This window comes from Nevskia soli DSM 19509 (assembly GCF_000711955.1).
Classification (GTDB): domain Bacteria; phylum Pseudomonadota; class Gammaproteobacteria; order Nevskiales; family Nevskiaceae; genus Nevskia; species Nevskia soli.
The window spans coordinates 68,738-80,796 of sequence record NZ_KL544000.1 but is presented as its reverse complement, the minus strand read 5'-3'; the positions used below and the strand labels follow the sequence as shown (position 1 = coordinate 80,796).

General features: G+C 63.4%; 12 protein-coding genes. 6 read left to right on the top strand and 6 right to left on the bottom strand.

From position 1 onward, the window contains the following. Positions 1-236 precede the first annotated feature (236 nt). The 4 genes from BP26_RS29080 to BP26_RS0125835 all read left to right on the top strand — a co-directional run bounded on the left by BP26_RS29080 (position 237) and on the right by BP26_RS0125835 (position 3,605). On the top strand, positions 237-863 hold the full coding sequence (locus BP26_RS29080; RefSeq protein WP_169740788.1) for a GtrA family protein: 627 nt from the start codon (positions 237-239) through the stop codon (positions 861-863). 91 nt (positions 864-954) lie between these two features. Further along, a complete protein-coding gene (locus BP26_RS0125845) occupies positions 955-2,391 on the top strand; it encodes a glycosyltransferase family 39 protein (protein ID WP_029923439.1) in 1,437 nt (478 codons plus the stop codon). Beyond that, positions 2,388-2,831: an acyl-CoA thioesterase gene (locus BP26_RS0125840; protein ID WP_029923438.1), complete on the top strand. Its 444-nt coding sequence runs from the start codon at positions 2,388-2,390 to the stop codon at positions 2,829-2,831. Before BP26_RS0125845 ends, BP26_RS0125840 begins: the two co-directional genes overlap by 4 nt. Positions 2,832-2,987: 156 nt before the next feature. Next, positions 2,988-3,605 carry a DUF6655 family protein gene (locus tag BP26_RS0125835; protein WP_051749552.1) on the top strand — a complete coding sequence of 206 codons (618 nt, stop codon included), beginning with the start codon at positions 2,988-2,990 and terminating at the stop codon, positions 3,603-3,605. Here BP26_RS0125835 and BP26_RS28140 read toward each other — a convergent pair. Next, entirely contained in the window at positions 3,602-4,426 is an 825-nt protein-coding gene (locus BP26_RS28140; RefSeq protein ID WP_051749551.1) for a DUF1003 domain-containing protein, read from the bottom strand. The genes BP26_RS0125835 and BP26_RS28140 overlap by 4 nt on opposite strands. Positions 4,427-4,805: 379 nt before the next feature. On the opposite strand from BP26_RS28140, the gene BP26_RS28135 reads away from it, so the two are divergent. After that, a complete protein-coding gene (locus tag BP26_RS28135) occupies positions 4,806-6,869 on the top strand; it encodes a putative bifunctional diguanylate cyclase/phosphodiesterase (RefSeq protein WP_169740787.1) in 2,064 nt (687 codons plus the stop codon). A 69-nt stretch (positions 6,870-6,938) separates the two neighbouring features. On the opposite strand, the gene BP26_RS0125820 is transcribed toward BP26_RS28135, so the two are convergent. The 5 genes from BP26_RS0125820 to gcvA form a co-directional block, all read right to left on the bottom strand. Continuing rightward, on the bottom strand, positions 6,939-7,826 hold the full coding sequence (locus BP26_RS0125820; protein WP_029923434.1) for a hypothetical protein: 888 nt from the start codon (positions 7,824-7,826) through the stop codon (positions 6,939-6,941). Positions 7,827-7,829: 3 nt separating this feature from the next. Then, the gene (locus BP26_RS0125815; RefSeq protein WP_029923433.1) at positions 7,830-8,747 is read right to left on the bottom strand and encodes a HEAT repeat domain-containing protein; all 918 of its coding nucleotides are present in this window, start codon (positions 8,745-8,747) and stop codon (positions 7,830-7,832) included. 127 nt (positions 8,748-8,874) lie between these two features. Continuing rightward, entirely contained in the window at positions 8,875-9,024 is a 150-nt protein-coding gene (locus tag BP26_RS0125810; protein WP_157572781.1) for a hypothetical protein, read from the bottom strand. Between the two features lie 717 nt (positions 9,025-9,741). Then, positions 9,742-9,969 carry a hypothetical protein gene (locus tag BP26_RS0125805; protein ID WP_157572780.1) on the bottom strand — a complete coding sequence of 76 codons (228 nt, stop codon included), beginning with the start codon at positions 9,967-9,969 and terminating at the stop codon, positions 9,742-9,744. A gap of 128 nt (positions 9,970-10,097) precedes the next feature. Continuing rightward, positions 10,098-11,024 (bottom strand): transcriptional regulator GcvA, encoded by a 927-nt coding sequence (gene gcvA, locus BP26_RS0125800; protein WP_051749547.1) that lies wholly within the window; start codon positions 11,022-11,024, stop codon positions 10,098-10,100. A gap of 199 nt (positions 11,025-11,223) precedes the next feature. Here gcvA and BP26_RS0125795 point away from each other — a divergent pair, with 199 nt between their 5' ends. Continuing rightward, positions 11,224-11,838, top strand: coding sequence for a glutathione S-transferase family protein (locus tag BP26_RS0125795; protein WP_029923429.1), 615 nt, complete (start codon positions 11,224-11,226; stop codon positions 11,836-11,838). Positions 11,839-12,059: the final 221 nt, after the last annotated feature.

The following is a 12,059-nucleotide window of genomic DNA, read 5'->3' as shown; positions in this document are numbered from 1 at the left end:
GCTGCCTGGCCCGCACTTCTTCAGGATCGATACCGGGCAGCGCCGCCGCAGCCGAAGGAGAACGCGGGGGCAAGAAATGCGCCCCGCACATGGAGCAATGTACGGGGCGCAGGTTGCCGGCTCTGGTGGTCGTGCGGAACACTCAGCGACCGGGAGTGGTTGCCCACAGTTGCCCCGTCAGAATAATGGATTTGGATGCCAAAAGCAGTTCCGCAGCGGTTCCGCTTTGTAAAGCTATGGTGATCGCTTCCCGCACATGCGATGCAGCCCTGTCGCGCAACGCCGCATCGGCCACGCCGGGGTCCGGCATCTTCCGGGTCGGGACAGTCGGCGGCTGTGGTAGTGTCGGCCGCGGATCATTCGAATCATCAGACCGGCGTACGATGGATTTTCCAGTGAACGATGGGCGGGAGGCTGGGCCTGCGCCGCGGGCGGGCGGCGGCTGGCGGGCATTGCTCGGTCACACCGCGCTGAAATTCGCCGGCGTCGGCGTGATCAACACGCTGCTCTGTGTCGCCGTCATCTTCGGCCTGAAGTCGATGGCCGGCTTTGCCGATGTGCCGGCCAACATCGCCGGCTACACGGTAGGCCTGGCCTGCAGCTTTCTGCTCAACCGGCGCTGGACCTTCGCGCACGACGACCGCCTGCTGCCGGCGCTGCTGCGTTTCATGCTGGTCTTCCTGGGATCCTACCTGATCAATATCACGGTGGTCCTGGCTGCGCTTCATCTCGGCTGCAACGACTACCTGGCGCATCTTGTCGGCATGCCGCTGTATTCGGTCGCCTTCTATTTCGGCTGTCGCTACTTCGTCTTTCCCCGGTCCGTCGCGCGCAAGGCCGATCCCGCGACCGGGACGCCCTGAGGGCTTCAGGGCGGGAGCCGGCGGCGCGAAACGACCGCTGCCGTCCGCTGGCTGGCGCGCGCCGCGCCAATCGGCAATCCTATGCCCCTCCATGCAAATCCCATCGTCCATTTCCGCCGTCCCGGAACGGCCAGCCGGGCCGCTGCCCGGCGCCGCCGCGGAACCGCGCAGCGTCCACGTGCTGCGCTGGATTTTCGGCGCCGTCCTGCTGCTGCGGCTGTTGTTCCCCTTCTACAACTCGCCGCTCGGCCACCTTTTTTCCGATCCCGGGCGGCACTGGGAGAACGGCCAGCGCCTGTTCAATCCCACCTTCATGGGCAGCGGCGATCCGCTGCTGTACCAGGTCTGGCTCTACCTGCTGATCCAGATCAAGGGCAACGTCGGGGCGGTGGTGTCCACCGGCACCGGGTTTCTCTGCGCAGCGATGCCCTACGGCTGGTATCGCGCGCTGAAGGAACTGCTGCCGAAGAACTGGGCGCGCGGCGGCGCGCTGGTGATCGCCGCGGTACCCGGTTTCATCGGCGTCTATGCCTATTTCATGAACGAAACCCTGCTGCTGAGCCTGACCGGCTTTGCTTTCTGGGCCACGTTCCGGGCGCAGCGCAAGCGCACAGTGGCGGCGTTCACCCTGGCCTGCGCCTTGTGGCTGCTGGCCGGGTTCACCCGCAGCGTGGCCCTGCCGCTGGGGTTGCTGTGCCTGCTCTGCATCTGGCTGCCGCAGCCGCGGCGTGTGGCCAAGGCATTGATCGGCGTGTTGCTGCTGCTCCTGCTGGCGGTCCCAGCAGGCCTGCATGGCCGCGTCAACCTCCACTATTTCGCGCCTTTCGGCAACGGGTATCTGAATCCGATCTACCAGGCCAGCGGCAACAAGAACATCAATATCGAACTGGGTCCGGCGGGGCGTTACCAGTTCGGCTCGCCGAGTTTCTACAACCCGACGTTCTATCCCTTCTCGGACTGGCTCACCGACCGCAGCGATACCGTGTTCATCACCGTCGATCTGAGCCAGGGCCGCGCCGGCTGGATCGCCGAACTCAAGCGCGTGGAACAGCAGCCCCGTCTTTCCAGGCTGCGCAGCTACTGGGAGAATTTTCTCTACTTGTCGTTCGCGCAATCCTGGCCGGACAACGACCGCGCCGCGGTCACCGGCTGGCTCACGGTATGGACCCGCTGGATCTGGCTGCCCCTGGTGCTGGTGGTTGCCGTCGGCGCGGCACGTGGCCGCTTCCGCGGACGCGAGTGGCTGCTGCCGCTGTGCGGCCTGGGCATGTTCCTGTACTTCATGGTGCAGCAGGAAGCGGTGATGGAAGGCCGTTACCGCAAGCCGCTCGATCCGATCTTCATCGCCGCCGCGGTGGTGATGACATACCGCAGCACCCGGCGCAGCAAGCCGCAGATGTCGGCACTCGCCGCAATGCCGGTCATGGAAGTTGCTGCGGCCGAGGCGCCGATCGCTGAAATTCCACCCGCGGAAGCGCCGCCTGCGGAAGAGGCGGCCGGTGAAGCGCCGGCGCAGCCGTCCGCATGAGCGCTCCGTTCCGCTACTACCTGCGCGTGCGCTACGCCGAATGCGACGCGCAGAAGGTCGTGTTCAATGCCCGCTACGGCGCCTACGTCGATCTGGGCTTCACCGAGTTCCTGCGCGCCCTGGGTTATGGCGAAGCACTGGCCGACGGCGGCATCGACTTCCAGCTGGTACGGCAGACGTTCGAATGGAAAGCATCCGCGCGTTATGACCAGGTGATCGAGCTGACGCCGCGCCTGACGCATCTGGGCAACACTTCGTTCACCCTGTACACCGAATTCCGCATTGCCGGCGAAGAGCGCGTCTTCGCCACCGCGGAGACGGTCTATGTGCACGTCGATGCATCGACTCTGGGCAAGCAGCCCTTGCCGGAGCATCTCCGCACCGCGCTGGCGCGCGGCGCACCGGATGCGGTGATCGACCACGCCGCATATGTGAAATAGAACCGGGGCTCCCCCAGTCGCGGCGGCCCTGATCCTGCTCGATCTTTTTCGCCGGATTCGGTTGAACTCCTGCCCGCCCCGGGCTGTCAGTACTCCCGTACGTTCAGGGATGGACGACCGCCGCCGTGTTCCGGCGGCCCTGATGGGCCGTAGAAAGTGCTCAAGAAAATCTCCCTGGCGCTGCCGGCTCTCTTGTTGCTGTCGATTGCCGGCTGCGCCACCGATCGGCAGACCGATCCGCCGCGAACCGCCACCGAGGAATTGCTGGTCTCCACCGCCGTCGACCATGCGGTGGACCAGATCAAGCTGCCGCTGCCGGCCGAGAGCAAGGTCTTCGTCGACACGCAGTACTACGACACCGATGGCGTGGTGTTGCCCAAGTACACCATCGCCGCGGTGCGCGACCAGCTGCTGCGGCAGGGCGCCCACCTGATGAGCGACCGCAAGGACGCCGACGTGGTGGTGGAGCTGCGTTCCGGTGCGCAGTCGATCGACTACAGCACCTTCCTCATCGGTATCCCGAGCTTCCCGCTGCCGATTCCCTTCGCCGGAACCCTGACCTTCCCGGAAATCGCCTTCTTCAAGATCACCCGGCAGATCGGCGTGTCCAAGCTGGCTCTGACCGGCTTCAGCCAGAAGGAGGGCGGTCTGGTGGCATCAAGCGGGCCGGAATACGGCCGGTCGCAGCGCAAGACCGTGATGGCCTTGTTCGTATCCTGGACCGACAGCAACTTGCTGCCGCCGGAAAAGCACGAGCAGGCTGCATCGAACTAGTGCGATCCCTGCGAGTGCAGGTGCTGCAGCATGGTGCCACGCAGTTCGTCGATCTTGCGGTGCAGTTGCTGCACCGCGATCTCCGCCTTGACGTTGATCTGGAATTCCTGGTCAGCCTGCAGCCGGTCCTTAATGTTCTGCCGGTTCTGGCTCATCATGATCACCGGCGCCTGCAGCGCCGCGACGCAGGACAGGATCAGGTTGAGGAAGATGTAGGGAAACGGATCCGGCGGCGAACTCAGCAAGTAGGCGGTGTTCCCCAGCATCCACAGCAGCAGGAACGACATGAAGCTGATGATGAAGGTCCAGGAGCCGCCGAAGCGGGCCACCTTGTCGGCCACGCGGTCGCCGAAGCTCATCCGTTCGTCGGCGATCTCGTTCACGTTCTGTACCTGCAGCCGCGACAGCAGATCGTCGGCGCTGCGTAAACGCAGGGCCAGGGCGCTGATGAACTGGCGGGCCGCCGGCGCGTGGTTTTCCACCAATTCGGCCATCGCCTGCAGGGGGATGCAGATCAGGCAGGTTTCTGCCGCTGCGCGTGCCCCGGCGCTGCGCGGCTGCCGGTCGAATACCGCCAGTTCGCCGAAGAAGGAGCCGGTCTCGAAGCTGGCGACCACGATCTCGCCGGCCTGCGCCGGCACGGCCACGTCCACCGCGCCGCTTTCCACCACGTAGAAGAAGTCCGGCGCTTCGCCGTAGAGGAAAATCGGTTCACCCGCGGCGAAGCTGCGTCTTACCGCGGCGGCCTGCAGCGGTCGCAGCAATTCGGACGGGAGATTGCGGAACAGCACCAGGTCATGCAGCAGATCCACCCCTTCCATCACCAGATCTCCCTGAGTTCTTGACCCAATCCACAATGTCCCTGCATGACACCCTACGTCCTGCGCCGTCCCCGACGCAAGCCGTTCGGGGGGGGGCAGGTATGGCAGGAGTGCCCGCTTGGCTGCGGGCAGCCGTGCGCCCCCTCCCCTCCGGGAATTGCAGCGAAGCACGGTGCTTTGATGTATATGGCAGTAGTCGCCGGCAGGGGCGAAAACCCGCCAGGCGGCTGGACCGCAGATAACCGGTCCATGCCGCATCCGGTTATGCTCTCGCTAGGGTTTCCGGCGGCGGGGCTCGGCCAAGTGTCGGAAGTAAATCAATCGCTTAGCGGCAAGACAGGATATGCAAGGCCCACAACTCAGCGTACGGTTCAGATTGTTGGGGCTCAGTCTCGGGCTGCTGGCCATCTTCGGTGGCTCCAGCCTGCTGCTCGGCTATCTGATCGAGCGTAACCAGTCCGAGCAGCGGACCCAGCAGGAGCAGTACCGCAGATTCGAGATCATCGATGCCATTCAGCGAGCCATGGCCCAGTACCGGCACACGGGCGGGGAGCTGAACTCCGCGATCATGCAGAAGAAGCCGGACCTGGAGCGTCAGGCGCGAGGGGCCTGGGAGGATGCCCGCAAGGAGGTCGATGTTCAGCTGATTCGCATGGCTTCGTTCGACTCGTCCGGCGCGCAGATCATCGAGTCCGCCCTGCAAGGTACGCCGGAATATTCCGAGCAGGTAATGAACGCCGTGGCGGCCGGCAAGCAGGACGAAGCCGCCCCCTTGCTGGCGGAGTTGTATCGCCGCTTCAATCTGATCGAGGAATCCTTGCGCTCCGCCAGTCTGCGCGAGCGCACCCTGGCGGAGCGGTCCCTGGTGGAGGCCCGTGAGCGAGCTGCCCTGGCGATCCACGTCGCTGTTGCGATGATCCTGTTTGGCGGCTCAGCCGGTACGCTGCTGGTCCTGATCGTGGTGCGTTCGATCATCACGCCGTTGCGGATCACGACCAACGCGATTCGCCAAGTCAATGCGGGCGAGCTCGAGATCGATCTTCCGCCGATCAGCGGCGACGAATTCGGCCAGATGGCGTTGGCTCTGCGCCAGTTCCGCGATGGCGCGGAAAAGCTCAGGCGGCTCGCCTACCAGGATACGCTGACCGGCCTGGGCAATCGTGCGCGTCTGCGCGAAGCGCTGCAAACGGCCCTGGAGCATGGGGTCGGAGAACACACGCGGCAGGTGTTGTTCTACTTCGACCTCGACAATTTCCGTTCGGTCAATGACCGTCTCGGGCACAAGGCGGGGGATGCCTACTTATGTGAGGCCGCGACGCGGCTGCGGCGTTTTCTGCCAGCGGACGCGGAATTGTACCGCTACGGCGGCGACAAGTTCATTGCGGCGCTGGAGGATCGGATCATGACCGCCAACCCGGATCTGCGCCTGCGCGAAACCGCCGATTGCATACTGCGCGGTGTTGCCGAGCCCTATCGGTTGGGCAACCATCTGCTGCATATGTCGGTGTCCATCGGTATCGCCGCGAGTCCGGAGGACGGGGTTACGGCGGAGCAGCTGATCAGCAGCGCGGAGGCGGCGGGGCATGCCGCCAAGCGCAGCGGCCGCAACAATGCCCGCTTCGCCGGCGGACAACTCACCGGATTCCTGCGGCGGCAACTGGTCCTGGTCGAGGAAATCCGGCGCGGCCTGGAGCGGAGCGAGTTCGAAATCTTCTATCAACCGATCATCGACGTGGCCAGTCACCAGGTGATCGGCGCGGAGGCCTTGCTTCGTTGGCACCATCCGGAACGGGGGCTGTTGCTGCCCGGAGAATTCATCCAGGTGGCGGAAGACGAGGGGCTGATCGGCGAACTGGGCGGGCATTGTCTGCGCGGCGCGCACGCGCAGCTGCGGCGCTGGGGCGAGCGCGGCCTCCCATTTCGCCTGTCGGTGAATCTGTCCGCGCGCCAGCTGCAGGACGGCAAGGTTCTCCAACTCCTGTCCGAGCTTCGTGACGAGAATGCGGCGGCTTCGGCCCTGATCGATCTGGAACTGACGGAGAGCGTGTTGTTCGACAGCTCCGAGCAGATCCGCAAGACGCTGGAGGAAATCAGGCGCCTCGGCTATCACCTTGGCATGGACGATTTCGGCACCGGCTATTCATCGTTTGCCTACCTGCGGCGCTTGCCGATCGACAAGATCAAGATCGACCGCCAGTTCGTTGTCGACCTGGGTACTTCGCGGCAGTCCGAGGCCATCATTTCGGCAATGCTGGCTTTGGCGCGGAAACTGGATCTGGAAGTCGTGGCCGAGGGCGTGGAGACCCCGGGGCAGATGCGGCTTCTGCTCAGCCAGGGCTGCCGCCTGCAGCAGGGCTTCCTGTATTCGGCGGCCCTGCCGGTGGCGGAATTCGAGCGCTGGGTTGTGGCGTACGTGCATGACGCCGCCGCGGCCGTCACCTAGGGATCCCATACCCTGCCGCGGCTTGCCTGGCCCAAAATGGGGGCAACGGCAGGGCATGGCAGAGGTTCCCTAAGCTGCCAGACGCTTCAATTGCTCCTGTGCGGCATGCAGGACCAGCGGCTCGGGGTCGCGACAGGCCGACTCCCACAACTGCGGCGCGCCGGCGGGGTCGAGCAGGGCCAGCGACTCGTATGCAGCCAGGCGTGTGCGCCGGCAAGGGTGGCTGTGCGACAGGTCGTCCAGCAGTTGCTGGGTGTCGCCGTTGCCGATGTGGCCCGCCATTTTCAGAACCGAGACGCGCCGGGAGCCATCCAGCTCGGCGGGATATTCCAGCAAGGTCTTGTTCTCGAGATCGAAGAAGTACTGGTCCCGCAACCTGACTTCGGGGGTGGAGACCATGAAGTTCAGCGTGACGCTCAATTCCTCGGGCGGCAATTGGATATGCACGTCCTTGCTGGCGCGATACAGCATGACCATGCCGGCGTTGAAATGCTTGCGCTCGAGAAAGCGGAAGTCGACTTTCTCGCCGACATAGCCTTCCAGGCGCTCGTAGTCGTACTCGTAGATTTCGGTGATGTAGCCGGGGCCGTGATGGCACACCGTCATGAAATTGTAGTTGTGATCATGGGCCAGGTGGTAGGCGAACTGGTCCTGGTAAACGCGACCGCTGGCGATGTCGGCGTTCGAAGGCCAGACATTGGCGCGGATATAAAAGTCCCGGCCTTCTCCAAGGAAGATCACTTGCGCCGAAGCAACCGCCTGGCTCCTGAACTGGTGTTTGACCTGGCGGTTGAGCTGGCGCACCACCAGTTCACGATCATTGGCGAGGCCCTGGAACATCGAGGCCGCGGCGGCAACGCTATCCTGGTCGAGCAGATCGACGTGGGTATGCACGTGGTCGATGAATTCGTCCAGGCCGACGACGCGTGAGGTATTGCCTGAAATGGTGATGGCCATGATTTATTCCGGTATTTTCTGTTTGAGTTGGCGCAAGGTCCTGGCGGCGGCGTTGCGCACGTGGGGGTGCGGATCGTCCAGCGCCTTGTGCAGTTTCTCCTGCGCCGAGGCTCGGCTGAGGCGCCCGAGATTCTGAATCGCGGCCCAGCGCGCTGCGTGGTGGGGATGCGTGGCCAGCAGTTCCAGCGGCTCCAGTGACGACTGGTGAGCAAGCCGGCCGAGAACGTAGGCGGCGACACGCAGCTGTGTCGAAATGAGTTCGCTGTCGTTGGCCTGCCAGGCATGCAGGCTCTCTTTGTTGAACAGCCACTCCATGGTCTGAAAAGCGGCGGTGGTGAATTTCAGGACCGGCAGCGGCTTTTCGATGCGGAAGTCATAGACGTACTGATCGGACTGCAGAAGCAGGATGCCGCCCGGCGCAGTGATGCCTGAGCCCGCCGGCTCGAGCCGAATGGCCGGATCGAAAACGTCGTTGCGGTAGCCTCGTGGCAGCTTGTAGATGTCGTAGTAGAGGCTTTCCCGGCCTAGCGGCGCATACATGCCGTAAAACGGCGTGCTGTGGATATATTGGCGCGGCTTTTCGAATAGCCAGAGGGCGAGGGCGTAGCCGCGGCCGCGATGGAGCATCGCCTGATTGGGCCGCCAATCGCCCATGTGGCTGGGGGTGGCGACCAGTCGCTGCAGTTCACGGTTGACGAATCCTGCAACAAAGCCGCTATGCAGCAATCGTCGGAATTCCTCTTCCAGGTTCCAGAAGGAGTCGGGTGGGTTGTTGCCGATGTTGAGATCGACCTGCTCGGTGAAGCGGGCCAGAAACGGATCGCGGGATGCGGCGGTGGCCGGCGGCACTGGGCGCTGCGGTAGCGGCTTGATCTGCGCGACAGCCACGGCGGCATCATCGACTTGGGCAAGATTGTTCATGATCGTTCGCGGCGCATTGCGGTCGCCGTTCCTCTGGGGTGCTTCACTTGAAATCCGGCTTGTGCGCCAGCCGGCGTACAAAAGATCGGGCGGAGGCTTTGCGGCACTCCGCCCGAAGTCGCAGCGTTCAGCCGTTCTCGGGAAGACGGTAGAACACCAGGTGGAAAGCGGCCTGGTTTTCCTCGGAAGCGGAGGACTCGACGGAGCCGACACTGGCGACGTCGTATTCCAGGTCGCAGATTTCAATCACATCGGGGTTTTGATTTTCGAGAGACATGGCGTTTCGGCTTGGTTGAAAGCCCCGGAGATAGGGCATCACCACCATAGGGAACATCGGAAAATTATGGTAGTAGGCAAAACCTTTCATTATCTCATACACAAAGTAATAAAAACCATAGAATAGTTAATAAATACGACAAAAATTTTAATAAAAACCCTTTACAGTCGCGATTTTGAAGAAAACTCCGCTGCCGCAGACCCGCCAGGTGCTGTCGTCGGGTCGGCGAGTCCTGCAATTCGCGCAGCGATCCATGGGGTTGCCCATCATTCATGATCGCGAAAGGGAGGGCGCGCTTCCATCGTAAATCGAATGCCAGGGCTGAGGCAGCCTCAAGCAAACCAGCAGAAAGAGTTGCTGTCGCACCCAGGCTTTATATCGCATCGTGCGCGCCACTTGGACAATCGTGGTGAGCTTGCCCATATTGAGGGAAAGCGGTGCCAGTTCGTGTGCTGTAGTTGCGGCCAAGCGTCCGATGTTGGAAGCGAATTCCCTGTTTGCGGATTATGGAGCCGCGCCCGGAAATTTCATGATTTCCTGAAAAGGGCTGTCGCCATCGCTGCCTGATTGGTGGTAGCTGCAAACAGATGCGCGGAAAAAAATCCGCTGCGGAACCGAGGCGGTGGACCGTGCGCCGGGTGCGGCGCGAGTGGTTCGCGGGGTGTGCGGACGCGACGGAATGGACTGGATCCGCGACGTCGACAAATACGGCGGCCGCTACCGGGTGCCAGTCTGTACGTAGACCACCGGTTTGAAGCTGGCGGAAGGGGGGCTGATGTCGATGGCGGTGTCCCCCAGTTCGATGCCGTGGCTGCTCATGGCATCCGCCAGGGCGGCGCTGGTTTTGTGGGGACTCGATGGAGTGACCGTATGGTGGTACCGCGGGGCCGCCGTCACCAGCAGCGCCATTGCGGTACAGCCCAGTAGTGCCAGGGCGATTTTCATGAGTTCTCCACTCGCCGCATCGTCATTGATGGACGTTCCCCAGGTTTGTTACAGCAAAAATCCCGCCAGATCGGACCCGGATTACCGTCGCCGGCAAAAAACCTTCGGCGGCGGACGAATGGAAGCGTCTACGTGCGCCGTACGGCGGCCTTGTGCCGGAGCTTCGTCAGTGGCGGATCAAAGCCGGCGCCGGCGGCGAACAACCAGCCGGCGAGGATCTGCACGGCCGGCAGACGCGCCTTGGCTGCCGTAGTGACGAAGTAATAAGCGCGATGATGGTGCACCGCCCAGTCCGCCGCGCAGACTACACGGCCCGCCTGCACATCTCCCGCTACCAGCGACCAGCGGGCCATGGCCACGCCGTGGCCGCGCTCGGCGGCGATGATCGCCGAGGCGGAGTCATCCAGTTCGGAGCGTACCGGCACTTCGTGCCGCCTGCCGAAGACCGGCTTGACCCAGTCGTTCCAGGGTTCGGTATTGGCATGCAGCAAGGTGTAGCGGGGCAGGTCTGCAAATGCGGTGATCGGTCCCAGGCGGCGCAGCAATTCGGGATTGCAGACCGGCACCAGCCAGTCGTCCAGCAGGCGCCGCGACTGCACACCGGGCCAGCGACCGGTGCCGAAGCGGATCGCAGCATGGAAATCGCTGTCGCCGAGGTCCACGACCTGGGTGCTGGCGCTGAGCCGCAGGTCGATATCCGGGTGCGCGGCCTGGAATTCCGGCAGACGCGGCAGCAGCCAGCGCTGCAGGAAGGAAGCGAGCAGGCTGACGTTGACCTGCCGGGTGTCCTGCGATTGCAGGGCTTCTTCCATCGCCCGGCGCAATTCGTCGAAGCCGCGTTTCACCCGCGGCAACAGCCGCGTCCCTTCAGCGGTGAGGCGGATCGAGGCGCCCAACCGCTCGAACAGCGGATGGCCGAGGCTGGCTTCCAATGCGCGGATCTGCTGGCTGATCGCTGCCGGGCTGACATACAAGGCCGCCGCCGCGGTGGTGAAACTCATGTGCGAAGCCGCCGCTTCGAAAGCACGCAACGCGGTCAGAGGCAGGCGGTTCATTCAGGATTAAGAAAAACTTAACATGATTTCAAAACATATCGTTTGATGAGGGCCGTGTCCAGAAGGAAAAATGGAGTTGTTGGCCGGATGCGGGCGGGACCGGCAGAGCAACATCTGCTTGCCGGAGGCGTGGCCGGCGCCTGGTGTCGCAGCGACGTCTGCGGCCTTGTTCCTTCTACTGTTCCTGACGGAGTGTTTCATGCAGCTGATCGGCATGCTCGATTCCCCCTATGTGCGCCGCGTGGCGATTTCCCTGAAGCTGCTCGGCCTGCCGTTCGAGCACCGCCCGGTTTCGGTGTTCCGACATTTCGATCAGTTCCGGCAGGTCAATCCTCTCGTCAAGGCGCCGACCCTGGTCTGCGACGACGGCGAAGTGTTGATGGATTCGACCTTGATCCTCGACTACCTGGAAGCGCTCGCCCCCGCAGGCCGGCGCCTGATGCCGTCCGAAGGTGCGTCGCGGCGGCAGACGCTGCAACTGCTGGGCATCGCACTGACCGCCTGCGACAAGACGGTGCAGGCGGTGTACGAGCGGCAACAGCGGCCGCCTGAAAAATTGCACCAGCCCTGGCTCGACCGTATCCAGTTGCAGCTTGATGCGGCTTATGCGGAGCTCGAACGCGCCATCCAGCGAGCCCGCCCCTGGCTGCTCGGGGGGCGGTTGACCCAGGCCGACGTCAGCGTCGCTGTGGCCTGGCGTTTCACCCAGTACTACATCGCTGACCTGATCCCGCCGGATCGCTACCCGCTGCTTTCCGCCTGGTCGGCGCGTGCGGAAAGCCTGCCGGAGTTCACCGCCACGCCGCTCGATTGAGCCGGAAGCGTGCCGCTAAGAGCCTGTAACAGAATGAATCGCACCTGCGTTGCAGTCCAAAATCGCGTCAGGCAAGGCGGAGGGCTGAGCCATGGTGATTCCATGGCTCAGCCTGACAACGCGGCATGGCGCGATTTTGGGCGCAACCCTCCGGGACGGGGCCATTTTTGCGCAGTGCTGCGCCGGCCAGAGCGCACCATGGAATCACCATGCCGCACTCT

Bases quoted from the DNA above. Each gene is read 5' to 3' on its own strand.
- BP26_RS29080 (WP_169740788.1), top strand. From the start codon at position 237: ATGGTGATCGCTTCCCGCACATGCGATGCAGCCCTGTCGCGCAACGCC.
- BP26_RS0125845 (WP_029923439.1), top strand. From the start codon at position 955: ATGCAAATCCCATCGTCCATTTCCGCCGTCCCGGAACGGCCAGCCGGG.
- BP26_RS0125840 (WP_029923438.1), top strand. From the start codon at position 2,388: ATGAGCGCTCCGTTCCGCTACTACCTGCGCGTGCGCTACGCCGAATGC.
- BP26_RS28140 (WP_051749551.1), bottom strand. From the start codon at position 4,426: ATGGAAGGGGTGGATCTGCTGCATGACCTGGTGCTGTTCCGCAATCTC.
- BP26_RS0125820 (WP_029923434.1), bottom strand. From the start codon at position 7,826: ATGGCCATCACCATTTCAGGCAATACCTCACGCGTCGTCGGCCTGGAC.
- BP26_RS0125815 (WP_029923433.1), bottom strand. From the start codon at position 8,747: ATGAACAATCTTGCCCAAGTCGATGATGCCGCCGTGGCTGTCGCGCAG.
- BP26_RS0125810 (WP_157572781.1), bottom strand. From the start codon at position 9,024: ATGTCTCTCGAAAATCAAAACCCCGATGTGATTGAAATCTGCGACCTG.
- BP26_RS0125805 (WP_157572780.1), bottom strand. From the start codon at position 9,969: ATGAAAATCGCCCTGGCACTACTGGGCTGTACCGCAATGGCGCTGCTG.
- gcvA (WP_051749547.1), bottom strand. From the start codon at position 11,024: ATGAACCGCCTGCCTCTGACCGCGTTGCGTGCTTTCGAAGCGGCGGCT.
- BP26_RS0125795 (WP_029923429.1), top strand. From the start codon at position 11,224: ATGCAGCTGATCGGCATGCTCGATTCCCCCTATGTGCGCCGCGTGGCG.